We start from the raw sequence: 23,067 nt of genomic DNA, 5'->3' as shown, positions 1-23,067 counted from the left end.
CAACGGGTGGGCGGCGAAGGGCGGGGCGGGACATGGCACTGGACCGGCGGGCATTCCTGATCGGAGCGGCGACGGCGGCGGCCGCGGGGCTGGCAGCGGCGGCCCCGGCCTCGGCGGCCCCGGCCTCGGCGACGGCGACCCTCGGTACACAGGACTGGATGGCCGGCCTCGCCGACACCACCGCGCTCCAGCGGATGACCATCCCCGGCACCCACGACTCCGGCGCCCGCCAGGGCGGCCTCTACGTCGCCTGCCAGAACACCTCGATCGCCGAGCAGCTCGACTCCGGAATCCGCTTCCTGGACGTCCGCTGCCGGGTCAGCGGCGGATCGTTCGCGATCCACCACGGCTCCTTCTTCCAGAACCTGATGTTCGGCGACGTCCTCGTCGCCTGCTGGAACTTCCTCGCCGCGCACCCCTCCGAGACCGTCCTCATGCGGCTCAAGCAGGAGTACTCGACGGACAGCGACGCCACCTTCCGCGCCGTCTTCGACGACTACCTCGACAACCGGGGCTGGCGCCCGCTCTTCCGCATCGACACCGCGCTGCCCACCCTCGGCCAGGCCCGCGGCAAGGTGGTCCTGCTCGCCGACAACGGCGGCCTGCCGGGCGTGCGCTACGCCGACGGCTCGCTCTTCGACGTCCAGGACGACTGGAACGCCGAGCCCTTCGCCAAACGCGGCAAGATCGAGGACCAGTTCCGCCGGGCCGTCCAGCAGCCCGGCAAGCTCTTCGTGAACTACACCAGCACCTCCGCCTACATGCCCCCGCGCTGGAACTCCGACCGGCTGAACCCGCAGGTCCACGCCTTCGTCGACGGCGGCGAACTCGCCGGCCGCACCGGCCTCGGCATCATCCCGATGGACTTCCCGAACACCCGCTCCGGCCTGGTCGCCTCACTGATCCGGCACAACTGACCCCGGCACGGCCCCCGGCGCGGCCGGCGGTGGCGTCGGGGCGCCCGGGATGCGCAGGACCGCCTCCGCGCCCGGCCCGCCGTCGGAGGCGGCGCGCAGCGCGGCCGTGCCGCCCGCGCGGTGCACCGTACGGGCCACGATCGACAGGCCCAGACCGCTGCCGGGCAGGGCCCGCGCCGACGGGGAGCGCCAGAACCGTTCGAAGACGTACGGGAGGTCCTCGGCCGGGATGCCCGGCCCGTGGTCGCGCACGGTCAGCTCGCCCGCGTGCAGCGACACCTCGACCGCGCCGCCCGGCGGGCTGAACTTCACGGCGTTGTCGAGGACGTTGACCACCGCCCGCTCCAGCGCCGCCGCCTCGCCCCGCACGAACCAGGGCTCCAGCGCGGAGGTGAAGACCAGCTCGGGACCGCGCAGCCGGGCCCGCGACAGTGCCGCCCCGGCGATCTCGTGCAGGGCGACGACCTGGAGCGGGCCGTACGGGGCCGCGTCCGGGCGGGACAGCTCCTGGAGGTCCCCGATCAGCGCGGCCAGTTCCGTCATCTGGGCCTTGACCGAGGCCAGCAGCTCCCGGCGGTCCTCGGGCGGGATGGCCCGGCCGGTGTCCTCGCTGCGCGCGAGCAGCTCGATGTTGGTGCGCAGCGAGGTCAGCGGCGTCCGCAGCTCGTGCCCGGCGTCCGCGATCAGCTGGGCCTGCCGCTCCTGGGAGGAGGCCAGGGCCGCCGTCATGGAGTTGAAGGAGCGCGACAGGCGGGCGATCTCGTCGTCGCCCTCCTCGGGGATGCGGACGGTGAGGTCCTCGGTGCGGGCGATGTGCTCGACGGTGGCGGTCAGTTCGTCGACCGGACGCAGCCCCGTACGGGCCACCCACAGGCCGGCGGCGCCCGCCCCGACCACGCCGATGCCCGCGACCAGGACCAGCACCCAGGCCAGGGTGGACAGGGGCTTGTCGATGTCGGCGAGGGGTTTGGCGACGGAGATCGCGAAGACCGGGCCGCCGGAGATGCGGGCGCCCTTGGTGTAGACGCGCATGTCGACGCCGGTGTCGGTGGTGGTGTCGTGCAGGGTCCATTCGCGCAGGCCCGCCGCGACGTCCTTGTCGGCCGGCTCGGCCGGCAGGTCCGTGCGCCCGCTCACCCAGCAGTGGGTGCCGTCCGCAGTGACGATCTGAACGGTCGCGTTCAGGTTCCCGGCGATGTCCGGCTGCGTCTGCGCCGGGCGGTTCACGCAGCCGGCGTCGCGCAGGGTGCGGAGCACCTGTTCGTTGGGGTTGGTCGCCCGCAGGGACTGGTCCAGCTGGTCGCGCAGCTGCGTACGGACCATCACCCAGGACACCGCCGCCACCGCGGCCACCGCGAGCGCCACCGCGACGGCCACCAGCAGCACCAGCCGGGACCGCAGCGGCAGCCCGCGGAACCGGGCCGCCGGGCTCACTCGGGACCGCTCTCGCCCTGGCGCAGGACGTAGCCCACCCCGCGCACGGTGTGCACCAGGCGGGGTTCACCGCCCGCCTCGGTCTTGCGGCGCAGGTACATCACGTACACGTCCAGGGAGTTGGAGCTGGGCTCGAAGTCGAAACCCCAGACCGTCTTGAGGATCTGCTCGCGGGTCAGGACCTGGCGCGGGTGCGCGAGGAACATCTCCAGCAGGGTGAACTCGGTACGCGTCAGCTCCACCGGACGCCCGCCCCGGGTCACCTCACGGGTGGTGAGGTCCATGCGCAGGCCGGCGAAGGTCAGGGCGTCCCCGCCGGTGTCCACCGCCCCGGCGGCCGGGGCGGCGTAGGAGCTGCGGCGCAGCAGGGCGCGGACGCGGGCGAAGAGCTCGTCCAGCTCGAAGGGCTTGACCAGGTAGTCGTCGGCGCCCGCGTCGAGGCCGGTGACGCGGTCCCCGACGGTGTCGCGGGCGGTCAGCATCAGGATCGGGGTCGTGGAGCCCGCCGCGCGCAGCCGGCGGGCCGCCGTCAGACCGTCCATCCGGGGCATCTGGATGTCCAGGACGATCAGGTCGGGGGCGTACGCCGCCGCCTGGTCCAGGGCGTCCAGGCCGTCGACCGCCGTCCGGGTGCCGTACCCCTCGAAGGCCAGGCTGCGGCGCAGGGCCTCGCGGACGGCCGGCTCGTCGTCGACGACGAGGATGCGCTGCTGGTCGCCTTCGGCGGGATTCATCTACGTCCCCCAGGGGGTGGTGGTCGGTGCGCGGGCCACGTACCAGGGTCTCAGAACGAGGTCCCGAACCCGTTCGCGGCGGAGCCGCCGTTGCTGTTGCCGCTGTTGCCGCCACCACCCGGTCCGCCCTTGCGGAGGGAGTCGAGGTCCGCCTTGATCGTGTTCACCGGGATCGCGAAACCGAGGCCGACGCTGCCCGCGCTGGAACTGTCGCTGGAGGGGGAGTAGATCGCGGAGGGCATCCCGACGATCTCGCCGTTCATGTTCACCAGGGCGCCGCCGGAGTTGCCCGGGTTGAGGGAGGCGTCCGTCTGGATGGCCTTGTACGAGGTGGTGTCCGAGCCGGTGTTCCCGTTGAACTGCTGGCCGCCGTAACTGAACGGCCAGCCGCCCTGACCGCGCTGCGGGGACTGCTGCTCCTCGGACTTCGGGACGTTCACGTCGCGGTCGAGCGCCGAGACGATGCCGCTGGTCACCGTGCCGGTGAGACGGTCGGGGGAGCCGATGGCGACGACCTGGTCGCCGACCTTGAGCCGGCCCGAATCGCCGAGGGTGGCGGGCTTGAGGCCGCTCGCGCCCTGCAGCTTGATGAGCGCGAGGTCCTTGTCCGGGTCCGTGCCGACGGTCTTGGCGGCGTACTTCTTGCCGTCGCTCATCGTCACCTGGATCTCGCTCGCACCGCTGACCACGTGGTTGTTGGTGACGATCTCGCCGTCGGCGGTGATGACGACGCCGGAGCCGGTGCCCTGGCCGGAGCCGGTACGGGTGTCGATGCGCACGACGGACGGGCTGACCTGCTCGGCGACACCGGAGACGGTGCCGACGCTGGACTGCGACACGTTGGTGCCGCTGACTCCTGCGGAGCCGGAGCCGCCCTGCCCGAGGAACTGCTGCACGGCGGCGGCCGTCCCGCCCCCGACCACGGCCGCCGCGAGCGCGACGGCGGCGAGCAGCGCGACGGGCCGCTTGGCGCGGGGCGCGGGCGCGGCGTGGGCGGGGCCGGGCGCTCCCGGGGCGCCGGCCCAGGTGGGGACCGTCTCGCCCTGGATCACCGGCGGCCGGTGCGCCTCGTGCCACCCGGGGGCGGCGGCCGGCGGGTACGCGGGAGGCGGCGGATACGCCCCGCCGCCCGCCTGCGCCTGTGGCCGCGCCTCCGCGCCGGCCCCGGCGCCGGCGTCGTGGGCCAGCCGGTCACGTCCCCGCTGCCAGTCCTCGCCGAAGGGCGGGCGCTGGTCGGCCGGGCGGTTCTCCTGCGGGTACTCGCCTTCGCGGCGGAAGCTCTCGGTCATGGCTACGACTCTGTCCCCGCATCATGAGAGCTTCCTGAGTCCAGGCTGAGAAGCCCGACAGAACCACGTATGCCGGAAATAAGCTCCCCACGCCTCAATCGCCGGCGGGGCTGGGTGCGGCGGCGTGCCCATTCGCGTGCGGCGCCGTTCCCGGGGGCCAGCCCCCGGACCCCCGCGCCTCAAACGCCGGCGGGGCTGGATTTTGGCCGACGTAGCCGTTCGACTGCAGCCCGGCTGCTAGCGGCAGCCGCAGGAGCGGCGGATGACCAGCGCCGACGGGAACTGCTTCAGCCGCTCGCGGCGCGAGCCCGCCACGCGCAGTGCGTCGTCCAGGACGAGGTCGACGGCGGCGCGCGCCATCGCCGGCCGGTCGGAGGCGATGGTGGTCAGCGGCGGGTCGGTCAGCGCGGCTTCCTTGACGTCGTCGAAGCCGGCCACCGCCAGCTCCCCGGGCACGTCGATGCGCAGCTCCCGCGCGGCGCGCAGCACCCCGATGGCCTGGTCGTCCGTCGCGCAGAAGATCGCCGTCGGCCGGTCGGGCCGGGCCAGGACCTCGAGGGCGACGGTGTACGCGTCGTAGCGGTTGTACGGGGCCTCGATGAGCCGGCCCTCCACCGAGCGCCCGGCTTCGAGCATCGCCCGCCGCCAGCCTTCGACGTGGTCGGCGACGGGGTCGCCGACCGACGGGGTGTTCTCGACGCCGCCGATGCAGGCCACGTACGCGTGTCCGTGTTCCAGCAGGTGGCGGGTGGCGAGCTGGGCGCCGCCGATGTCGTCGGTGATGACGGCGACGTCGTCGATGGCCTCGGGCCGCTCGTGCAGCAGCACGATCCGGGCGTCCCAGGCCTCGATCTCGGAGGCGGCGCGTTCGCTCATGCCCTGGCTGACGAGGATCAGTCCGGACACCCGCATTCCGAGGAAGGCCCGCAGGTAGTGGACCTCGCGCTCGTCGCGGTAGTCGGAGTTCCCGACGAGCACCATCTTCCCGCGCTCGGCGGCGGCCTGTTCGACCGCGTGCGCCATCTCCGCGAAGAACGGCTGACGGGCGTCCGGGACGATCATGCCTATGAGGTCGGTGCGCCGCGAGGCCATCGCCTGGGCGACCCGGTCCGGGCGGTAGCCCAGGTCCTTGATCGCGGCGAGGACACGCTCGCGCGTGGCCGGGGCGACCGGCCGGGGTCCGTTGTTGATGACGTAGCTCACGACGGCGGTAGACGTACCCGCAAGTCGTGCAACGTCATCCCGCGTCACCTTGGCCACGCGCGGAAGTCTACGCGGGGTGACCTACCTCTGGGCAGGGTGTTTGGCCGAGTGGATGCTCACAGGGGCTTCGGCCGTCCGGGGGACCCCGCCCGTCCGGTCGGCGGGGTGGGCGGCGGCCTGCGCCGCGGCCTGTGCGGCGGCGGCCCGGTCGGCTGCCTCGGCGGCCGCCCGCTCCACCTTCTCCGGGGTGACGAAGCGGTAGCCGACGTTACGGACCGTGCCGATCAGCGACTCGTGCTCGGGGCCGAGCTTGGCGCGCAGCCGCCGTACGTGGACGTCGACCGTCCGGGTGCCGCCGAAGTAGTCGTAGCCCCACACCTCCTGGAGGAGCTGGGCGCGGGTGAAGACCCGGCCCGGGTGCTGGGCGAGGTACTTCAGCAGTTCGAACTCCTTGAAGGTCAGGTCCAGGACCCGCCCCTTCAGCTTCGCGCTGTACGTCGCCTCGTCGACCGACAGGTCGCCGTTGCGGATCTCCATGGGGGAGTCGTCGGAGCCCAGCTGCTGGCGGCCGGTGGCCAGCCGCAGCCGTGCCTCGACCTCGGCCGGGCCGGCCGTGTCGAGGAGGACGTCGTCGATGCCCCAGTCGGCGGTGACGGCCGCGAGGCCGCCCTCGGTGACGACGAGGATCAGCGGACAGCCCGGTCCGGTGGAGCGCAGGAGCTGGCACAGCGACCGCACCTGCGGGAGGTCGCGGCGGCCGTCGACGAGGATCACGTCGGCGCCGGGGGTGTCCACGAGGGCCGGGCCCTCGGCGGGTGCCACCCGGACGTTGTGCAGCAGCAGGCCGAGTGCGGGCAGCACCTCGGTCGACGGCTGCAGGGCATTGGTCAGCAGCAGGAGAGAGCTCATGCCCGACCACCTGCCCGGGTCTGGCGGTCGTGCACCTGTGCGGTTCGCTGGTCCATCACGTCGGTTCCTCCTCGGTCCCGTCGAGGACGTGCGTGGTACTGCTTCGTACGGCTTGCCTGGCGCCTGTCCGCCCCCGCGCCCTGGGGCCGGACGGGTGCCACTGTTCTCGGTCCGTTCAACGTGCTGAAAGCACAAAAGGACCCGGGGGCTACGTTGCCCGGATCCTCTACGCCGCCAGAATAGCCCACCCGCCCTTTCGGGGCCGAGGACTCTCACTACCGCATTCTGTGGTTCGCGCCACGCCTTCCCCCTGCGTATGCCCCGGTTTCACCGGATCGGGGGCCCGCCGTCCGGGGCGGCCGGTCCGGTCGGGCGCACACGGGGCGCGCGGAGGCACACCGGAGTGGAGCGGCGGAGGGGTCATCATGGAGGCCGGTAGAGAGCCGACGATAGGAGCTGCAGAGTGGCAACCGGAACCATCCGCTACTGGGCGGCGGCCAAGGCCGCTGCCAAGACTGCGGAGGAGCCGTACTCGGCGCACACACTGGCCGAGGCGCTCGACGCCGTGCGGGAACGCCATCCGGGGGAGCTGACCCGGGTCCTGCAGCGCTGCTCCTTCCTGGTGAACGACGAGCCCGTGGGCAAGCGCGCCCATGACGCCGTACTGCTGACCGAGGGGGGCACCGTAGAGGTGCTCCCGCCGTTCGCGGGCGGGTGAGCGGGAACCGATGAGCACTCCCGAGGAACAGCAGCAGCAACACCAGCAGCAACAGCAACACCAGCAGCACCAGCCTCCGCAGGACCCGTACGGGACGCAGACCTGGTCGTCCGACACCTGGGACACCAGCTACCAGCCGGTGCAGCCGCCGCTGGGCGCGGTGCCCGGGCAGTCCCCGGCGCCGGAGGGCTGGTTCCGCGACGAGGCCCCGCAGCAGCCGCAGGCGGCCCCGCAGGAGCCCCAGCAGTACGCGCCGTGGCCGCAGGCCGAGTCCGTCGCCGAGACGGCGTACCTGCCGCCGGTGCCGGCCGCCCCGCAGCACCAGCAGCCCCCGCAGCAGTCGGTGGCCCCGGACGGCTGGTTCCGTGACGAGGCCCCGCAGCAGCCCGTCCAGCAGCCCGGGTGGCCCCAGGCCGGTGCGCCGTGGCCGCAGGCCGAGTCCGTCGCCGAGACGGCGTACCTGCCGCCCGTACGCGAGGCCGCCGCCGAGCAGACGGCGTACCTGCCGCCGGTCCAGCCGGTCCAGCAGCAGCCCCAGCAGCCCGTGGCCCCGGACGGCTGGTTCCGCGAGGAGGCTCCGCAGGCCCCGCAGCCGCAGCAGGCCTCACCGTGGCCGCAGCCCGAGGACGCCGCGGCCGCGCAGACGGCGTACCTGCCGCCCGTGCGGGAGAGCGCCGCCGAGCAGACGGCGTACCTGCCGCCCCAGTCGGCCGCCCCGGACGCCGCCGAGCAGACGGCGTACCTCCCGCCGTACCCGGGCCCGTCCGCCGCGCCGGAGCCGGCCGCCCAGGCTCAGTCCCAGGCCCCGGCCCCGGAGGCCGCGGGCGGCCCCGCCGCCGAGTACTCGCCGCCCACCCTCGGCGGCAACACCCTGCGCGCGGTGGACCCCGCGCAGGCCCGCGCCGAGGGCCGGTCGCCGATCATCGACCCGGGCCCGCAGTCGGCCATACTGACCGCCGCCCTCGGGCTGCTGATGGCGGTGGCCGCGCTCCTGGGCCAGTACGCCCTGCTCGTCCCGCTGATCGCCCTCCAGGGCCTCACCGCGGCCGGCTGGTTCCGCCTCAACGGCATGTGGCCCGCCCGCCAGGGCATCGCCTTGGCCTTCGCCGGGGCCGTCGTCGCCGACGGCGCCGTGCTCGCGGTGGACCGGGTGTACGGCCCCGGAGCGATCATCGGCACCCTCGGGGCCTGGGTGCTGCTCACGCTGGTCCTCCAGCTGCGCAGCCACGCGGACCCCGACGAGCGCATGTACGGGCTGATGGCCTCCGTCGCCTCGGCGGCGCTGGCCATCCTGTGCGCGGGCTACCTGGCCGCCGACATGAAGGCCGTCTCCGTGGGCGCCGCCGCCGTCGCGGTGGCCGTCTTCGCGCGGGCCCTGCCGCTGCCGACCGCGGCCTCCGTGGGCGTCTCGCTGGCCGCCGCGGCCGGTGCGGGCATCGCGGTGGGCGGGCTGGCCGGGGTGGGCACGGGCGGGGCCCTGATCGGGCTGGCCGCCGGGGTGTGCGCGCTGATCGGGCTGCGGGTGGCCGCGTACGACTATCCGTCCAAGTTCGTCCACATGACGGCCGGTGTCGCCCTGCCGCTGGCCGCCGCCGCTCCCGCCGTCTACCTGATCGGGCGGGTGGTGGGCTGACGGTGTCCCGACGGCGGACCATGGTCCACTAGAACGCACGTACCAACTAGTAGGGGGAGGGGCACGTGCGTTTCCTGCGCGTCGTCGTGATCGTCGGAGTGGTCCTGGGGGCCTTGTTCGTGGGCGCGGACCGCTGGGCGGTCAGCTATGCCGAGAACCGGCTGGCGGACCGCGTCCAGTCCCGCCAGGGGCTCGCGGGCAGTGCCGAGGTGGAGATCCACGGATTCCCCTTCCTGACCCAGGCCCTCAGCCACGAGCTGGAGCAGGTGGACCTGAAGCTGAAGGGCGTCGAGGCCACCGCCGAGGGCCGCAAGACGCGGCTGACGGAGCTCGACGCCAGCTTCCGCGAGGTGAAGCTGAACGGGGACTACACGGGCGGCACCGCCAAGCGCGCCGAGGGCACCGCGCTCATGAGCTACGAGGACCTCAGCAAGACCACCCAGAACGGCGAGACCGTCACCTACGGCGGGGCGCCGAACAAGGTGAAGGTCACCGCGACGGTGGAGTTCCTCGGCAAGAGCTTCACCAAGAGCGTGGTGTCGACGGTCACCCTCGTCGAGGGCAAGGGCGGCGGCAAGATCGTCCGGGTGCGCGCGGACTCCGTGCCCGGCGAGGGCGTGCCGGGCATCGAGAGCGCGGTGCGCAAGCGGACCGACTTCGACCGCCGCCTCGACGGAGGCCTGCCGGCCGGTCTCCAGCTGTCCGCGCTGACCTCGGACGAGGCCGGCGTGCACCTCACGCTGAGCGGTACGGACGTGTCCCTGGCCGGATCGTGAGACGGCATGGTCCGATCCGCAGATGAACGGACCGTACGCACAGCCCCGGAAGGCCGCGAGGCGGCCGTCCGGGGCTTTCGTATCCCACGATCCGGACGATCCTGTCTCGACATATGACACACCGGTGACAGGGCGGCCGATTCGTCCCTACGATCCATGCCTATGAAGCATCAGCAGGCGGACCTCACGAAGCGGCGGGCAGTAGACCTGTGTCGCGTCGCCGCCATGCTCTGTCGATCCATGTGACGTGTGAGCGCATCCCGCTCCATAGCCGGACGACGGCTTTCCGCTTTCCCGTGTGACCACCTCTGCCTCCCGCCCTCCTGAAGCCTCCCCGCAACAGGGTCCGCGAGCGCACCCGGAAACACGCTCCCCGCACCACCAGCACCGCCCCGCCGCACACTGCCCCGGAGGAGAACACCATGAGCCGCAGCGACGTCCTCGTAGACGCCGACTGGGTCGAGGCCCACCTGAACGACGCCAATGTCGTCATCGTCGAGGTGGACGAGGACACGTCCGCGTACGACAAGAACCACATCACCAACGCCGTCCGGATCGACTGGAAGAGCGACCTCCAGGACCCGGTCCGCCGCGACTTCGTGGACCAGGAGGGCTTCGAGAAGCTCCTCTCCGCCAAGGGCATCTCCAACGACGACACCGTCGTCCTCTACGGCGGCAACAACAACTGGTTCGCGTCCTACGCCTACTGGTACTTCAAGCTCTACGGCCACCAGGACGTCCGCCTCCTCGACGGCGGCCGCAAGAAGTGGGAGCTCGACTCCCGCGACCTGGTCGACGGCAAGGACGTCCCGAACCGCCCGGCCACCCAGTACAAGGCCAAGGCCCAGGACACCTCGATCCGCGCCTTCCGTGACGACGCGGTCGCCGCGATCGGCACGAAGAACCTGGTCGACGTGCGTTCGCCCGACGAGTTCAGCGGCAAGCTGCTCGCCCCGGCGCACCTCCCGCAGGAGCAGTCGCAGCGTCCGGGCCACATCCCGAGCGCCCGCAACATCCCGTGGTCGAAGAACGCCAACGACGACGGCACCTTCAAGTCCGACGAGGAGCTCACCGCCCTCTATCAGGCCGAGCAGGTCGACCTGGCGAAGGACACCATCGCGTACTGCCGCATCGGTGAGCGCTCCGCGCTCACCTGGTTCGTGCTGCACGAGCTCCTGGGCCAGGAGAACGTCAAGAACTACGACGGCTCGTGGACCGAGTACGGCTCGCTGGTCGGCGTGCCGATCGAGCTCGGCCCCAACAAGTAGTACCGGGCACGCGACGCCCTCGTAGCTGAACCTCTCTAGGACAGGACAGAGAACATGTGTGGAGCACAGATCGGCGGGCCCGACCTCGCCACGCTCAAGCCCGGTGAGACCGCCATCCAGGGTCAGGTGACCAAGGACGGCGAGCCCATCAGCGGGTACGTGCGGCTGCTGGACTCGACCGGCGAGTTCACCGCCGAGGTCCCGACCTCGGCGACCGGCCAGTTCCGCTTCTACGCGGCCGAGGGCTCCTGGACGCTGCGGGCGCTCGTGCCCGGCGGCCAGGCCGACCGCGCCGTGGTCGTCGTCGAGGCCGGCGGCGTGACGGACGTGGCCATCGCGGTCTGAGCACCGCACATCGCATGACCGGCCGAAGGGCCGCACCCCCGGGGGTTGGACGCCACTGGACCGGGGTGCGGCCCTTCGCGCCGTCCGGGCCCTTGCTTCGGCGGGGGCCCGCTCTACGCTGGAGGTATGTACGCCCGGCGCCGACGCGCCTACTTCCTGCTCATGGGCGGATGCCTGTTCCTCTTCGTCTCCGCCTGGTCCTTCGTGCGCCTCTTCTCGGTCGAGGCGGCCGTGGCCCTGTGCGTGGTCGCGATGGTCATCCCGCCGGTCGCCGCGATGGTCGCGAACCGGCGCGGCCCCGACGACCGCTGGTGGGACGACCCCTCGGGCGACCCGAAATCGGACGAGTGGTGGGACGAACTCGACGGAAAACGGCGCCACGAGGACTGAGGGCCGAGGGCTGAGGGCTGAGGGCCGAGCCGAGCCCGGATATAAGACCGTAATAAAGATGCGTACAACTCCCCACTGGCCGAAGGTGTCTTCGGTGTGCGCGGGTAAATGAACCCAGCGCCTCACGTCCTGTGGGGGGACCCCTTTGGAACACGAACAGACCATTCCCGAGCTGCGGAAAGCGCCGGAGAATGGAGCGGAATCGGACACTCCCGAATTTCCGCCAGTAAATGCGGAAACTCCGGACGTCGCCGTTCCGCCGCGCCCGCGCCGCCGGGGCCGCACGGCCCTCCTGATCGCGTCCGCCCTGGTCCTCGGCACCCTCGCCGGCACCGCCACCGGCTACGCGGTCCAGTACCACCGCGCGCCGACGCCCCTGCCGCCGCTGGCGCAGCAGAAGCTGCCGGCGCCCAAGGCGCTCGCACCGGACGACGGCACGACGCACAAGTCGGTCAACGCCAACCGCTGGCACGCGACGGACGGCGACCTCAACGAGCTGCTCGTCGAACCGCCCGCGGGCGCGAAGGTCAAGGACAAGGGCTTCGACCCCCTCGACTCCTTCGCGGCGGGGTACGAGGAGCCGGCCAAGATGTTCCGCAACCTGGTGGACACCCATTTCCGTCGCGCCGCGACGAAGCACTGGGAGCAGGGCGACATCGAGGTCGAGGTCCAGCTGGTGCAGTTCAAGGACTTCTCCGGAGCGGACGACTTCCAGGGCGGGCAGGCCTCCTACCTGCCCGAGGAGAAGTACGCGGGCAACGAAGGCGTGCCCATTCCCGGGGTGAACCCGCAGGCCGGCCGGGTCTGGGTGTACTCGAAGCCCAGCGAGCTGGCGGGATACCTCCCGATCCGCGAGGCCAGGGCGGTCGCCCGCCGGGGCGACACCGTCGTGCTGGTCTTCTACGGCGACAGGCGCGCCCGTCCCATCGCCGAGGGCGACGTCATCGACCTGGCCAAGCGACAGCTGGAGCGACTGTGACCGACGCGACCGACGCGGCCGACGTGACGGCGGAGGCCGACGCGACCGACGCCCCCGCCCCCGCGCGCCGCCGCGGGAAGCCGCTGGCCCTCGCCGCCGCCGCGGTGGCCGTCGTCCTGCTCTCCGGGGGCGCCGTCGCGGCCTACGCCGCGCTCGACGGCGCCGACCGCAGCGCGCCCACCGCCTACTGGGCGCCCGCCGGGCAGCAGGCGCCGGATCCCGACGAGCCCGCGAACGTGCCCCTCAACAACCTCTCGGGCAAGCTCCTGCCGCGTCCCGCCCCCGGCTTCGGACCCGGCCCCGACATGGACGCCAACGGCAACGACTTCTTCATCAGCGGCGAGCAGGCCGTCGAAGGGTTCAAACGGGCCCGCGAGGGCCTGTCCAGCTCGGAGCGCAAGAAGCGCGACGACATGCTGGCCGACCTCAAGCTCAAGGGCCTGGCCGGACGCACCTGGCAGCGGGCCGATCGCGACCACGACCCGCTGGTCCTGGAGATCCAGGTCATGCAGGCCGACCCGCGCGCCGTGCAGACCTTCTCCGACGTGACCAAGAAGCTCATGGCCGCGCTCGGCGACGCCCGCGACGCCCCCAAGGTGAACGGCTTCCCGGACGCCAGGTGCGCGCTGATCCCGGTGGGCGAGCCGCAGCGGGACGGGGAGATCGACTCCCTCTCCTGCGTGAGCGTCGAGGGCGACGTCATGGTCAGTTTCCGTGCCTACGGGCCCAAGAAGCACTTTCCGAAATCCGAAGCCGCCGGGTTCTTCAAGGACCAGCTGACCCGCCTGAAGTCCCCCGGGGAGTCCGTGTGACCGAGCAGACCACCGCCGAGGCCACCCCGGAGGCGGCCGCCGTCCCCGAGCCGGCCGCGCCCGCGCCCCCCAAGGACCGCCGCGCGCTGCGCGCCGCCCTGCGCTGGACGGCCGCCGTCCTCGTCTTCGCCGCCGCCGGCACGGGGACCGCGTACGGGCTGCTCCAGCCCGAGCGCACCGACGTCCCCGGCCTGTCGACCAGGGCCGACGGCCGCTGGACCTATCCGGCCCTGGCCCTGCCCACCCTGCCGCCGGGCGCACCCCTGCCCTTCGCCGAGGACAACATCGACGGCATCCACTACGCCGGCCTGACCCAGCTGCTCCTGCCCGCCCCGCTCGGATCCGCCCCGGACCCCGCGCTGAAGCTGGAGAAGGACTCGGTCGTGACCGTGGACACCTTCCTGGAGGAGTACGAGGGCACCGCGCGCGAGAAGATGAAGCAGGGGTTCACCGACAACGGACTGCGCCAGATCGTGGGCCGGGGCTGGACCACCCCCGACGGGGTCCGGACCCGGATCTACCTGCTGCGCTTCCACGCCTCCGGCTTGGCCGACACCTTCACCGGCTGCGGCGCCGACATGAACCTGAACGGCGTCAACCGCATCGAGTCGGACGACGTCTGGGGCAAGGCCCACCTCGCCCAGGACGCCCCGTCCGGCGACGACGTGAAGGTCCTGGAGGAGTCCGTCCCGTTCGGCGACGAGCAGATCCGGGCCGGCTGCATCCAGTCGGGTGACGTCCAGGCCGTGATCCTGCAGAGCCGCAAGGGCGCGACGCCCGCCGTCCCCCTGCACCAGGCCGTGATCCTCCAGCACCAGCTGCTCGGCTGACCGCCCGGTGGGCGGTACGGCCTACCTCACACGGTGCGTCCGTCCCCGGGCCAGTAGGCTTGGGGACCGGCCCGTACACCGCACCGAATCCTCCGAGGAGCACCCCGTGCTTGAGGCAGTCTTCACCTCCCTGCTGATCCTGGTCTGCGTCGGCGTCATGGCTTTCACCGGCCTGGCCGTCAAGAAGCTCTACCAGGGTCAGCGCTGAGCTTCCGCCCTGCCGCCCGCCCCGGAACCCCTCCCACAGATCGCCTGAGCTGCCAACCATGATCCAGATCCCGTCCGACCTGAACCCGGGCCTCGTCCCCCTCGCCTTCCTCCTCGGCACCTGGGAAGGCGCCGGCGTCTTCGACTACCCCGGTGAAGAGAAGTGCAACTTCGGCCAGGAAGTCGTCTTCACCCACGACGGCCGGGACTTCCTGGAGTACCACTCGCACACCTGGGTGCTCGACGCCGAGGGCAACCAGGTGCGCCCGCTGGAGTCCGAGGCGGGCTACTGGCGCATCGACAAGGACCGCAAGGTCGAGATCGTCATGGTCCGTGACCAGGGCGTCGTCGAGATCTGGTACGGCGAGCTCGCCGACAAGAAGCCCCAGATCGACCTGGTCACCGACGCGGTGGCGCGTACGGCCACCGCTCGCCCGCACAGTGGCGGCAAGCGCCTCTACGGCTACGTGAACGGCGACCTGATGTGGGTCGGGGAGAAGGCCACCCCCGACGTCGAACTGCGCCCGTACAAGTCGGCCCAGCTCAAGAAGGTCGTCACCCCGGAGGAGATCGCCGACATGGCGCGCAACCTCCCCGAGCTCCCGGAAGACGGCATCGCCTTCTTCCGCTGAGCCGGCCGGTTCGCACCGTCGCACAGTCGTACTAAGGAAGGGGACCGCGGGCTCGCCCGCGGTCCCCTTCCCGCGCTTACACTGGCGGGGTGGTGAGCACCGACTGGAAGAGTGACCTGCGGCAGCGCGGATACCGGCTGACACCGCAGCGCCAGCTCGTGCTGGAGGCCGTCGACGCGCTGGAGCACGCCAGCCCCGACGAGATCCTCGTCGAGGTGCGCAAGACCGCCTCCGGCGTCAACATCTCCACCGTCTACCGGACCCTGGAGCTGCTGGAGGAGCTGGGACTGGTCTCCCACGCCCACCTCGGGCACGGGGCCCCCACCTACCACCTCGCCGACCGGCACCACCACATCCACCTGGTCTGCCGGGACTGCACCGAGGTCATCGAGGCGGACGTGGACATCGCCGCCGAGTTCACGACGAAGCTGCGCGACACCTTCGGCTTCGAGACCGACATGAAGCACTTCGCGATCTTCGGCCTGTGCGCGAAGTGCGCCGCGAAGCACCGCGCCGGCGAGGCGTAGCCCCCACCGCCCCAGTGGCCGTCCAGGCGCGGGCCGGGCGTCGTGCGGGCGGGGTCGTAGGCTTGGTGGCATGACCAGCAGCCCCTTGCTCCATCTCCCCGGCGCCGTACAGGCCGAAGGCCGTGACGAGGGCGTCGCCGCCCACTACGGAGAGCTCTACGGCGAACAGCGCGCCCTCGCCGACGGCCGAGGTTTCGTCGACCTCTCGCACCGCGGCGTCGTCACCGTCACCGGATCCGACCGGCTGAGCTGGCTGCACCTGCTGCTCACCCAGCACGTCACCGACCTCCCGCCCGGGCAGGCCACCGAGGCGCTGATCCTCTCCGCGAACGGGCACATCGAGCACGCCCTCTACCTCGTCGACGACGGCGAGACGGTGTGGGCGCACGTCGAGCCCGGCACCCAGCAGGAGCTGATCGCCTACCTGGAGGCGATGAAGTTCTTCTACCGGGTCGAAGTCGCCGACCGCACCGACGAGTTCGCCGTCGTCCACCTGCCCGCCGGCTCCATCGCCGAGGTCGCGAAGGAACTCGCCGTCCGCGAGACCCCCTACGGCCGCGACGTGTTCCTCCCGCGCGCCGGCCTGGAGGCCTTCGCCGCCTCCCACGGCCCCGCCGCGGGCCTCCTCGCCTACGAGGCCCTGCGCGTCGAGGCCCACCGGCCGCGCGTCGGCGCCGAGACCGACCACCGCACCATCCCGCACGAGCTGGGCTGGATCGGCACCGCCGTGCACCTCCAGAAGGGCTGCTACCGCGGCCAGGAGACCGTCGCCCGCGTCCACAACCTGGGGAAGCCGCCGCGCCGCCTCGTCTTCCTGCACCTGGACGGCTCCGAGGTACTGCTCCCGGCGCACGGCACGCCCGTACGCCTCGCCGCGGACGGGGAGGAGGGCCGCCAGCTGGGCTTCGTCACCACCGCCGTCCGCCACCACGAGCTCGGGCCGATCGCCCTCGCGCTCGTCAAGCGCAACGTGCCCGTCGACGCCCCGCTGCTGGCCGGGAAGACGGCCGCCGCGCAGGAGGTCGTCGTAGCACCCTGACCGGCCACAGCACTAGATGTCGATGACGATGGTGAACGGGCCGTGGTTGGTCAGCGAGACCCGCATGTCCGCGCCGAAGCGGCCCGTCTCCACCGTCGCGCCCAGCGCCCGCAGCTGCGCCACGACCTCGTCGACGAGCGGCTCGGCGACCGGGCCGGGCGCGGCCGCGTTCCAGGTGGGGCGGCGGCCCTTGCGGGCGTCCCCGTAGAGCGTGAACTGCGAGATCACCAGCAGCGGGGCGCCGATGTCACTGCACGACTTCTCCGCCTCCAGGATCCGCACCGACCACAGCTTGCGCGCCAGCAGCGCCGCCTTCTCCGGGGTGTCGTCGTGGGTCACCCCCACCAGTACGCACAACCCCTCGCCGACGATCTCGCCCACCGTCTCGCCGGCCACCACGACGCTCGCGCCGTCCACCCTCTGCACCACTGCTCGCATACCACCTGTGTACCAGGCGTGCACCCGTCCGGGGCCGATCGGGTGGAGTGGGACTGCACCTGCACCACGGAGAGTGGCACCATGCACGCAGGCGGTGCCCCCAGCACCGGTCGAGGGGACGGACACGAACGCATGAACACTTCTGGTACCTCCGCAACCGCACCCGCAGCACCTGCTTCTTCTCCCGCTTCTGCTCCTGTTGGTGCTCCTGTTTCTCCGCCCGCCGCGGGCACCTCGGCGCGGCCCCCCGCGCAGCGCACCGGCGAGTCGTCCGGCCCGGCCGGCACCGCCATCGCCGCCACCGCGCTCGGCCTGCCCGAACTGCGCGCGCTGCGCCGCGACGCGCAGCGCGACGAGGCCGACCTGAGCTACGTACGCAGACTCCTGCAGGGCCGCATCGACATCCTGCGCGCCGAACTGGCCCGCCGTACGGACCCCGAGGCGCCGGTGGTGGACCGGCTCTCGGAGATCCTGGCCGACGCCCCCTCCAGCCGCAGCGCCTCCGCCCGGCACGTCACCCTCGGCACCCCGCACAACGAGGAGTTCCGGCTGCTCGCGGCGGAGATGCTGTCCGACGTGGAGCTGTCGGACCTCGACGCCCGCACGGACGCCGAACTGCACGACGGGCTGGGCCGCCTCGTCCGCTACGAGCAGCAGGTCTCGCGCCGCCGCCAGCAGCTCCAGCGGATGGCCGACGACTCCAGCGCGGAGATCACCCGCCGCTACCGGGAGGGCGAGGCGCAGGTGGACGACCTGCTGGCGTAGCCGGCGCCCCCGGCGGGGGTGCGGCCGGGCCGCCGGAAAATCGGGAGCCCCCGTGAGGGCGGGCGATTAGCGTGGCCCGTCATGAGTGCTGACGTCCGGCCGATCGCCGAATCCGACCTCCCCTCCTGGTTGAGCACCTTCAACACGGGCTTCCTCACCCCCGGCACGCCCACCGCGTCCGATGTGGCCCAGCGGGCCGAGTACAGCGACCTCGCCCGCATGCAGGGCGGCTTCGACACCGGGACCGGCCGGTGCGTGGCGACCTTCCGCTCCTTCACCCAGGAGCTGACCGTGCCCGGCGGGGCCACCGTCCCGTGCAGCGCGGTCTCCAACGTCGCCGTGCTGCCCACCCACCGCCGCCAGGGCCTGCTGACCCGGATGATGGCCGCCGAGCTCGTCGCCGCCCGCGCGCGCGGCGACGTCCTGTCCACGCTCATCGCCGCCGAGTACCCGATCTACGGACGCTACGGCTACGGGCCCGCCGCCTCGCACCACGAGTGGGAGATCGACGTCCCGCGCACCGGCCTGGACCGGCACCGCCCGGTCCCCGCCCCGGGCGAGGGCCGGATCGACCTGGTCGACGCCGAGGAGCTGCGCCGCGTAGGACCCGCCCTGCACGAGCGGCTGCGGGCGTCGGCGCACGGTGTGGTCGACCGGAACGCGCGCTGGTGGAACCTGGCGACCGGGCTGGAGGAGATGTCGCACCGCCCGTACCGGCTGCCGATGCACGCCGTGTACCGCGACGCGGCGGGCGAGGTGGAGGGGCTGGCCGTCTACGTCGCCGACGACCACTGGACGGACGCGAAGGTCCCGCTGAACACCGTGCAGGTCAAGGACCTGATCGCGGTCACCCCGGGCGCGGAGCGGGCCCTGTGGCACTTCCTGTGCTCCATCGACTGGGTGCTGAAGGTCCGCACCGGCCGCCGCCCCGCCGACGACCTGCTGCCGCACCTGCTGCCCGACCCGCGGGCGGCCCGGCTGATCACCGCCGCCGACTTCCTGTGGGTGCGGGTGCTGGACGTCGTACGGGCGCTGGGCGCGCGGACGTACGCCGTGCCCGGGACGCTGGTGCTGGAGGTCGAGGACCCGGGGGGCCCGGCGGGCGGCCGCTACCGGCTGGACGCGGGCAGCGGCACCTGCACCCGTACGGACGGCCCGGCCGGCCTGCGGCTCGACGTGTCCGCGCTCGGCTCCCTGTACCTCGGCGAGGCGTCGGCGGTCCGGCTGGCCGCGCTCGGCCGGGTGACGGAGCTGGAGCCCGGGGCGGTCGCGCTCGCGGACGCCGTGTTCCGCACGGCCAGGAGCCCCTGGTGCCCGGACACCTTCTGAGGCGGGGCACGCACGGCGACCTGACGCAACGGCCCCCTGCCGTGACGTTTGTGCCGTGTGCCCGCCGTATCGTCGCGAGCGGTGTCCACGACGCCGCTGTGGTCAGGAACAAGAGGAAATGAGCTACGTGACAACGATCGTCGAACGGCTTCGCGCGGCCGGCTGCGTCTTCGCGGAGGAAGAGGCCGACCTGCTGGTCGAGGCCGCCACCGACGACGGACACCTGGCGGGGCTGGTCGCCCGCCGCGTGGACGGCGAGCCGCTGGAGCACGTCGTCGGCTGGGCGGGGTTCTGCGGGCTGCGCATGGAGGTGGGCGCGGGAGCCTTCGTACCGCGCCGGCGCACCGAGTTCCTCGTCGAGGAGGCGGTGGCGCTGGCCCGGCCCGGCGCGGTGGTCCTGGACCTGTGCTGCGGGGTCGGCGCGCTCGGCGCGGCCGTCGCCGCCCAGGTCCCGGGCGGGGTGGAACTGCACGCCGCCGACATCGACCCGGGCGCGCTGGCGTACGCCCGCCGCAACGTCGCCCCGTACGGCGGCACGGTGTGGGAGGGCGACCTGTACGCGGCGCTCCCGGCGGAACTGCGGGGGCGGGTGGACGTGCTGGTGGTCAACGCCCCGTACGTGCCGACCGAGGAGATCGGGTTCATGCCGTCCGAGGCCCGCGACCACGAGCCGCTGGTCTCCCTGGACGGGGGCGCGGACGGCCTCGACGTCCACCGCCGCATCGCGGACGGGGCGGCGGCCTGGCTGGCGCCCGGCGGACACCTGCTGATCGAGACCAGCGCCCGGCAGTCCCCGGTGACCGCGTCCGCCCTGGCGGCGGGCGGGCTGGAGGTGCGGGCGGTCAGCTCCGAGGAGCTGTACGCGACGGTGGTCGTCGGGCGCGCTCCCCTGCCGGCGGGGAAGGAATCCGACGCGTGAGCGGGGAGTTCGGGGAGCCCGGGGAGCCCGGGGAGTTCGAGGAGCACCGGGACCGGCTGAGGGCGGTCTCCTACCGGATGCTCGGATCGCTCGCCGAGGCCGAAGACGCCGTCCAGGAGACCTGGTTGCGGCTCAGCCGCACCGACGCGGGCGGGATAGAGAACCTGGGCGGGTGGCTGACCACCGTCGTGGCCCGGGTGTGCCTGAACATGCTGCGCTCGCGCGAACAGCGCCGCGAGGACCCGGTGGAGCGGCTGGAGACCCGCATGCCGGATCCGCTGATCAGTCCGGCGCGGGGGATCGACCCCGAGCAGGAGGTGCTGCTCTCCGACTCGGTGGGGCTGGCGCTGATGGTGGTGATGGAGTCGCTGTCCCCGGCGGAGCGGCTGGCGTTCGTCCTGCACGACATGTTCGCCGTGCCGTTCGACGAGATCGCCCCGCTGGTGGAGAAGACCCCGGCCGCGACCAGGCAGCTGGCGAGCCGCGCCCGGCGTCGGGTGCAGGGGCAGGCCCCGGCGCCCGACGCGGACCTCGCGCGGCAACGGGAGGCCGTGGACGCCTTCTTCGCCGCCGCCCGTGACGGGGAGTTCGAGGCGCTGGTGGCCGTACTCGACCCGGACGTGGTGCTCCGCTCCGACGGCGGCGTGGGCGGCCGCCTCACGATGGTGCTGCACGGCGCCCGCACGGTGGCGAGCCAGGCGGCCACGTTCCGCCCGCTGGTCGCCTTCGTACGCCCGGCCCTGATCAACGGCGCCGCGGGTGTCGTGGTGGTCCCGCAGGCGAAGGCGGTCTCGGTCATGGCCTTCACCGTGGTCTCCGGCAAGATCGTCGCGATCGACGTCCTGAGCGACCCGACCCGCCTGAAGTCCCTGCACCTGCCCCCACTGGAGGCCTGACCCCTCCCCACCCCGGCCGCCGCCGCGAGAACGGCGGCGGCCAGCGGGCTTCTAGGATCTGCGGCATGGCAACACGGCTTGTGCAGATCAACATGAAGGCTCATGACGACCTCGCGCTCGGCCGGTTCTGGGCGGAGGCACTCGGTTGGGGTGTCGACAGCGAGGGACCCGGCGTGACCAACCTCGAACCCGTGGGCTTCGCCTACCCCGACCCCGTGGCCGTTTGCATCGACATCATCGCCCGCCCGGAACCCAAAACGGTCAAGAACCGCGTGCACCTCGATCTGGCCACCACCTCGACCGCCCATCAAGAGGAGTTGGTCGCGCGCTTGAAGGATCTCGGCGCGACGCTCGCCGACGTGGGGCAGGGCGACGTCCCCTGGACGGTCATGGCCGACCCGGAAGGCAACGAGTTCTGCCTCCTCACGCCTCGCTGACCTTGGGCAACGACTCCGGCTGGTTCCGGGGCAGCGGCGAGGACCGCGTGGCGTCAGCCCATGCACCGCCGGAGACGGGGTGGGAGCTTTTGCAAGCAGGCGCTTGCAATAGTTAGCACGGTGCGGCAGGATCGGGGCATGGCATCGCTCAACGTCGGAAACCTCGGCGAATACCTCCGCGAGCAGCGGCGGCAGGCCCAGCTCTCGCTTCGGCAGCTGGCCGACGCCGCGGGGGTGTCGAATCCGTACCTGAGCCAGATCGAGCGCGGGCTGCGCAAGCCGAGCGCGGACATCCTCCAGCAGCTGGCCAAGGCGCTGCGGATCTCCGCGGAGACGCTGTACGTGCAGGCCGGCATCCTCGACGAGCGGGACCGGGACGAGGTGGAGACGCGGGCCGTCATCCTCTCGGACCCGTCGATCAACGAGCGGCAGAAGCAGGTGCTGCTCCAGATCTACGACTCGTTCCGCAAGGAGAACGCGCTGGAGGAAGCGGCCGCAGGCGCCGGGTCCGACGACACCGGGTCCGACGACACCGCGATGCCCCCTACGAGTAGTTGACTGTGATCCGGGAGGACCAGCACATGGCCATCGCCGATGACCTGAAGAAGACCCTCACCGACCCCACCCCGCTCTACTTCGCCGCCGGCACCGCCGACCTCGCCGTCGAGCAGGCCAAGAAGGTGCCCGGGCTCATCGAGCAGCTGCGTGCCGAGGCCCCCGCGCGCATCGAGGCCGTGAAGAACACCGACCCGAAGGTCGTGCAGGAGAAGGCCAAGGAGGCGCAGGAGGCGGTCACCGCCAAGGTCGCCGAGGTCTTCGGGGCGATCGACCCGAAGAAGCTGGGCGAGACCGCCCAGGACCTGGCGCTGCGCGGCGTCGGCGTGGCCGCCGAGTACGCCGTACGGGCCAAGGAGACCTACGACAAGGTCGCCGAGCGCGGCGAGCAGGCCGTACGGGGCTGGCGCGGCGAGGTCGCCGAGGAGATCGTCGACATCGCCGGGGCCGTGGAGCCGGAGGCCGAGCGGGCGCCGTCCGAGGCGTCCGCCGACGGGGCTTCCGCCGAGGAGAAGCCGGCCGCGAAGCGGACCACCGCGCGCAAGAGCACGGCCAAGAAGGCCGCCGCCGTGCCCGGCGAAGAGAGCTGATCGGTTCGTGAGCGGGCCGGGCACCCGCGTGGTGTCCGGCCCGTTCCCGTTTCGCACCGTGGCTCCGGCGGTAGCGTGGAGGCAGGTGCGGCAGGTGCGGCAGGTGCGGCAGGTGCGGCAGATGCGAGAAGGCGGTCGAGTCGATGCTCATGCAAGGTTTCAAAGACGGTGTGCTCCCGCTGTTCGGCTACGCGATGCTGCTGCTGGCCGTGGTGGCCTTCGTCCTCGCCGCCGTACCGCGTGAGGACGCCTACCGGGCGGCCGACAAGCAGACCAAGACCTTCTGGCTGGTCGTCCTCGGGATGACGGTCGTCGTCGACGTGTTCCTCGCGACGTTCTGGTTCCTGACGCTCGCGGGCCTGGTCGCCAGCATCGTGTTCATGGTCGACGTCCGGCCCGCCCTCAAGCAGGTCTCGGGCGGGCGCGGCGGCCGCCGCAAGGGCGGTAGCAGCAGCGACGGACCGTACGGCCCCTACAACGGCGGCCGCTAGGCCGT

The 23,067-nt window shown here is 72.4% G+C and carries 27 protein-coding genes and 1 pseudogene; 22 read left to right on the top strand and 6 right to left on the bottom strand.

The features are described from left to right. Positions 1–32: 32 nt before the first annotated feature. Positions 33–917, top strand: a complete 885-nt coding sequence (locus tag OOK31_RS33695) for a phosphatidylinositol-specific phospholipase C (RefSeq protein ID WP_267091193.1) — start codon at positions 33–35, stop codon at positions 915–917. On the opposite strand, the gene OOK31_RS33690 is transcribed toward OOK31_RS33695, so the two are convergent. The 5 genes from OOK31_RS33690 to OOK31_RS33670 form a co-directional block, all read right to left on the bottom strand. Then, positions 897–2,351 carry a cell wall metabolism sensor histidine kinase WalK gene (locus OOK31_RS33690; RefSeq protein WP_267091192.1) on the bottom strand — a complete coding sequence of 485 codons (1,455 nt, stop codon included), beginning with the start codon at positions 2,349–2,351 and terminating at the stop codon, positions 897–899. The two genes, OOK31_RS33695 and OOK31_RS33690, sit on opposite strands and share 21 nt — an antisense overlap. Continuing rightward, complete coding sequence (locus OOK31_RS33685; RefSeq protein WP_267091191.1) at positions 2,348–3,085, bottom strand: response regulator transcription factor; 738 nt, start codon at positions 3,083–3,085, stop codon at positions 2,348–2,350. The genes OOK31_RS33690 and OOK31_RS33685 overlap by 4 nt, the downstream gene beginning before the upstream one ends. A gap of 50 nt (positions 3,086–3,135) precedes the next feature. Next, positions 3,136–4,374 (bottom strand): S1C family serine protease, encoded by a 1,239-nt coding sequence (locus OOK31_RS33680; RefSeq protein ID WP_267091190.1) that lies wholly within the window; start codon positions 4,372–4,374, stop codon positions 3,136–3,138. Between the two features lie 237 nt (positions 4,375–4,611). Then, entirely contained in the window at positions 4,612–5,634 is a 1,023-nt protein-coding gene (locus OOK31_RS33675; RefSeq protein ID WP_267091189.1) for a LacI family DNA-binding transcriptional regulator, read from the bottom strand. Positions 5,635–5,658: 24 nt separating this feature from the next. Next, positions 5,659–6,486 carry a response regulator transcription factor gene (locus OOK31_RS33670; protein ID WP_267091188.1) on the bottom strand — a complete coding sequence of 276 codons (828 nt, stop codon included), beginning with the start codon at positions 6,484–6,486 and terminating at the stop codon, positions 5,659–5,661. A 463-nt stretch (positions 6,487–6,949) separates the two neighbouring features. Between OOK31_RS33670 and OOK31_RS33665 the strand changes: the two genes are divergently transcribed. The 13 genes from OOK31_RS33665 (at position 6,950) to OOK31_RS33610 (ending at position 16,642) form a co-directional block, all read left to right on the top strand. Beyond that, a complete protein-coding gene (locus tag OOK31_RS33665; RefSeq protein ID WP_267091187.1) occupies positions 6,950–7,204 on the top strand; it encodes a MoaD/ThiS family protein in 255 nt (84 codons plus the stop codon). A gap of 10 nt (positions 7,205–7,214) precedes the next feature. Next, complete coding sequence (locus tag OOK31_RS33660) at positions 7,215–8,837, top strand: hypothetical protein (RefSeq protein WP_267091186.1); 1,623 nt, start codon at positions 7,215–7,217, stop codon at positions 8,835–8,837. Positions 8,838–8,902: 65 nt separating this feature from the next. Continuing rightward, positions 8,903–9,613 carry a DUF2993 domain-containing protein gene (locus OOK31_RS33655; RefSeq protein ID WP_267091185.1) on the top strand — a complete coding sequence of 237 codons (711 nt, stop codon included), beginning with the start codon at positions 8,903–8,905 and terminating at the stop codon, positions 9,611–9,613. 156 nt (positions 9,614–9,769) lie between these two features. Next, positions 9,770–9,859 (top strand): Ms5788A family Cys-rich leader peptide, encoded by a 90-nt coding sequence (locus OOK31_RS39585; protein ID WP_353962230.1) that lies wholly within the window; start codon positions 9,770–9,772, stop codon positions 9,857–9,859. Positions 9,860–10,035: 176 nt separating this feature from the next. Next, the gene (locus tag OOK31_RS33650; RefSeq protein ID WP_267091184.1) at positions 10,036–10,881 is read left to right on the top strand and encodes a sulfurtransferase; all 846 of its coding nucleotides are present in this window, start codon (positions 10,036–10,038) and stop codon (positions 10,879–10,881) included. A gap of 54 nt (positions 10,882–10,935) precedes the next feature. Further along, the gene (locus tag OOK31_RS33645; RefSeq protein ID WP_267091183.1) at positions 10,936–11,226 is read left to right on the top strand and encodes a DUF1416 domain-containing protein; all 291 of its coding nucleotides are present in this window, start codon (positions 10,936–10,938) and stop codon (positions 11,224–11,226) included. A 126-nt stretch (positions 11,227–11,352) separates the two neighbouring features. After that, positions 11,353–11,616, top strand: coding sequence for a DUF3099 domain-containing protein (locus tag OOK31_RS33640; protein WP_266575166.1), 264 nt, complete (start codon positions 11,353–11,355; stop codon positions 11,614–11,616). 145 nt (positions 11,617–11,761) lie between these two features. After that, entirely contained in the window at positions 11,762–12,595 is an 834-nt protein-coding gene (locus OOK31_RS33635; protein ID WP_267091182.1) for a hypothetical protein, read from the top strand. Continuing rightward, the gene (locus OOK31_RS33630; RefSeq protein WP_267091181.1) at positions 12,592–13,407 is read left to right on the top strand and encodes a hypothetical protein; all 816 of its coding nucleotides are present in this window, start codon (positions 12,592–12,594) and stop codon (positions 13,405–13,407) included. Before OOK31_RS33635 ends, OOK31_RS33630 begins: the two co-directional genes overlap by 4 nt. Beyond that, on the top strand, positions 13,404–14,237 hold the full coding sequence (locus OOK31_RS33625) for a hypothetical protein (RefSeq protein ID WP_267091180.1): 834 nt from the start codon (positions 13,404–13,406) through the stop codon (positions 14,235–14,237). The genes OOK31_RS33630 and OOK31_RS33625 overlap by 4 nt, the downstream gene beginning before the upstream one ends. A gap of 266 nt (positions 14,238–14,503) precedes the next feature. Next, complete coding sequence (locus OOK31_RS33620) at positions 14,504–15,076, top strand: FABP family protein (RefSeq protein WP_267091179.1); 573 nt, start codon at positions 14,504–14,506, stop codon at positions 15,074–15,076. Between the two features lie 89 nt (positions 15,077–15,165). Then, positions 15,166–15,603, top strand: coding sequence for a Fur family transcriptional regulator (locus tag OOK31_RS33615; protein ID WP_267091178.1), 438 nt, complete (start codon positions 15,166–15,168; stop codon positions 15,601–15,603). A 70-nt stretch (positions 15,604–15,673) separates the two neighbouring features. Further along, positions 15,674–16,642, top strand: coding sequence for a folate-binding protein YgfZ (locus tag OOK31_RS33610; RefSeq protein ID WP_267091177.1), 969 nt, complete (start codon positions 15,674–15,676; stop codon positions 16,640–16,642). A 12-nt stretch (positions 16,643–16,654) separates the two neighbouring features. On the opposite strand, the gene dtd is transcribed toward OOK31_RS33610, so the two are convergent. Continuing rightward, positions 16,655–17,080, bottom strand: a complete 426-nt coding sequence (gene dtd, locus OOK31_RS33605) for a D-aminoacyl-tRNA deacylase (protein WP_030232309.1) — start codon at positions 17,078–17,080, stop codon at positions 16,655–16,657. A 132-nt stretch (positions 17,081–17,212) separates the two neighbouring features. Between dtd and OOK31_RS33600 the strand changes: the two genes are divergently transcribed. The 8 genes and pseudogenes from OOK31_RS33600 to OOK31_RS33565 all read left to right on the top strand — a co-directional run bounded on the left by OOK31_RS33600 (position 17,213) and on the right by OOK31_RS33565 (position 23,062). Next, positions 17,213–17,845 carry an AmfC protein gene (locus tag OOK31_RS33600; RefSeq protein WP_267091176.1) on the top strand — a complete coding sequence of 211 codons (633 nt, stop codon included), beginning with the start codon at positions 17,213–17,215 and terminating at the stop codon, positions 17,843–17,845. 81 nt (positions 17,846–17,926) lie between these two features. Further along, positions 17,927–19,174 (top strand): GNAT family N-acetyltransferase, encoded by a 1,248-nt coding sequence (locus OOK31_RS33595; RefSeq protein ID WP_267091175.1) that lies wholly within the window; start codon positions 17,927–17,929, stop codon positions 19,172–19,174. Between the two features lie 118 nt (positions 19,175–19,292). Then, positions 19,293–20,093 (top strand): putative protein N(5)-glutamine methyltransferase, encoded by an 801-nt coding sequence (locus OOK31_RS33590; RefSeq protein ID WP_267091174.1) that lies wholly within the window; start codon positions 19,293–19,295, stop codon positions 20,091–20,093. Then, entirely contained in the window at positions 20,090–20,989 is a 900-nt protein-coding gene (locus tag OOK31_RS33585) for a sigma-70 family RNA polymerase sigma factor (RefSeq protein WP_267091173.1), read from the top strand. The genes OOK31_RS33590 and OOK31_RS33585 overlap by 4 nt, the downstream gene beginning before the upstream one ends. 65 nt (positions 20,990–21,054) lie before the next feature. Next, positions 21,055–21,423, top strand: a pseudogene (locus OOK31_RS33580) (VOC family protein); the annotation flags it as partial. 141 nt (positions 21,424–21,564) lie between these two features. Continuing rightward, the gene (locus OOK31_RS33575) at positions 21,565–21,984 is read left to right on the top strand and encodes a helix-turn-helix domain-containing protein (protein WP_267091172.1); all 420 of its coding nucleotides are present in this window, start codon (positions 21,565–21,567) and stop codon (positions 21,982–21,984) included. A gap of 23 nt (positions 21,985–22,007) precedes the next feature. After that, positions 22,008–22,571: a hypothetical protein gene (locus OOK31_RS33570; RefSeq protein ID WP_267091171.1), complete on the top strand. Its 564-nt coding sequence runs from the start codon at positions 22,008–22,010 to the stop codon at positions 22,569–22,571. A gap of 143 nt (positions 22,572–22,714) precedes the next feature. Further along, on the top strand, positions 22,715–23,062 hold the full coding sequence (locus OOK31_RS33565) for a DUF2516 family protein (RefSeq protein ID WP_267091170.1): 348 nt from the start codon (positions 22,715–22,717) through the stop codon (positions 23,060–23,062). Positions 23,063–23,067: the final 5 nt, after the last annotated feature.

Origin of the sequence: Streptomyces sp. NBC_00249 (assembly GCF_026342355.1) — a bacterium.
Classification (GTDB): domain Bacteria; phylum Actinomycetota; class Actinomycetes; order Streptomycetales; family Streptomycetaceae; genus Streptomyces.
This window is presented reverse-complemented; position numbering and strand designations above follow the sequence as displayed.

Excerpts from the sequence above, each read along its gene's own strand:
- OOK31_RS33695 (WP_267091193.1), top strand. The coding sequence starts at position 33 with ATGGCACTGGACCGGCGGGCATTCCTGATCGGAGCGGCGACGGCGGCG.
- OOK31_RS33685 (WP_267091191.1), bottom strand. The coding sequence starts at position 3,085 with ATGAATCCCGCCGAAGGCGACCAGCAGCGCATCCTCGTCGTCGACGAC.
- OOK31_RS33680 (WP_267091190.1), bottom strand. The coding sequence starts at position 4,374 with ATGACCGAGAGCTTCCGCCGCGAAGGCGAGTACCCGCAGGAGAACCGC.
- OOK31_RS33670 (WP_267091188.1), bottom strand. The coding sequence starts at position 6,486 with ATGAGCTCTCTCCTGCTGCTGACCAATGCCCTGCAGCCGTCGACCGAG.
- OOK31_RS33660 (WP_267091186.1), top strand. The coding sequence starts at position 7,215 with ATGAGCACTCCCGAGGAACAGCAGCAGCAACACCAGCAGCAACAGCAA.
- OOK31_RS39585 (WP_353962230.1), top strand. The coding sequence starts at position 9,770 with ATGCCTATGAAGCATCAGCAGGCGGACCTCACGAAGCGGCGGGCAGTA.
- OOK31_RS33650 (WP_267091184.1), top strand. The coding sequence starts at position 10,036 with ATGAGCCGCAGCGACGTCCTCGTAGACGCCGACTGGGTCGAGGCCCAC.
- OOK31_RS33645 (WP_267091183.1), top strand. The coding sequence starts at position 10,936 with ATGTGTGGAGCACAGATCGGCGGGCCCGACCTCGCCACGCTCAAGCCC.
- OOK31_RS33640 (WP_266575166.1), top strand. The coding sequence starts at position 11,353 with ATGTACGCCCGGCGCCGACGCGCCTACTTCCTGCTCATGGGCGGATGC.
- OOK31_RS33620 (WP_267091179.1), top strand. The coding sequence starts at position 14,504 with ATGATCCAGATCCCGTCCGACCTGAACCCGGGCCTCGTCCCCCTCGCC.
- OOK31_RS33610 (WP_267091177.1), top strand. The coding sequence starts at position 15,674 with ATGACCAGCAGCCCCTTGCTCCATCTCCCCGGCGCCGTACAGGCCGAA.
- dtd (WP_030232309.1), bottom strand. The coding sequence starts at position 17,080 with ATGCGAGCAGTGGTGCAGAGGGTGGACGGCGCGAGCGTCGTGGTGGCC.
- OOK31_RS33600 (WP_267091176.1), top strand. The coding sequence starts at position 17,213 with ATGAACACTTCTGGTACCTCCGCAACCGCACCCGCAGCACCTGCTTCT.
- OOK31_RS33595 (WP_267091175.1), top strand. The coding sequence starts at position 17,927 with ATGAGTGCTGACGTCCGGCCGATCGCCGAATCCGACCTCCCCTCCTGG.
- OOK31_RS33590 (WP_267091174.1), top strand. The coding sequence starts at position 19,293 with ATGAGCTACGTGACAACGATCGTCGAACGGCTTCGCGCGGCCGGCTGC.
- OOK31_RS33575 (WP_267091172.1), top strand. The coding sequence starts at position 21,565 with ATGGCATCGCTCAACGTCGGAAACCTCGGCGAATACCTCCGCGAGCAG.
- OOK31_RS33570 (WP_267091171.1), top strand. The coding sequence starts at position 22,008 with ATGGCCATCGCCGATGACCTGAAGAAGACCCTCACCGACCCCACCCCG.
- OOK31_RS33565 (WP_267091170.1), top strand. The coding sequence starts at position 22,715 with ATGCTCATGCAAGGTTTCAAAGACGGTGTGCTCCCGCTGTTCGGCTAC.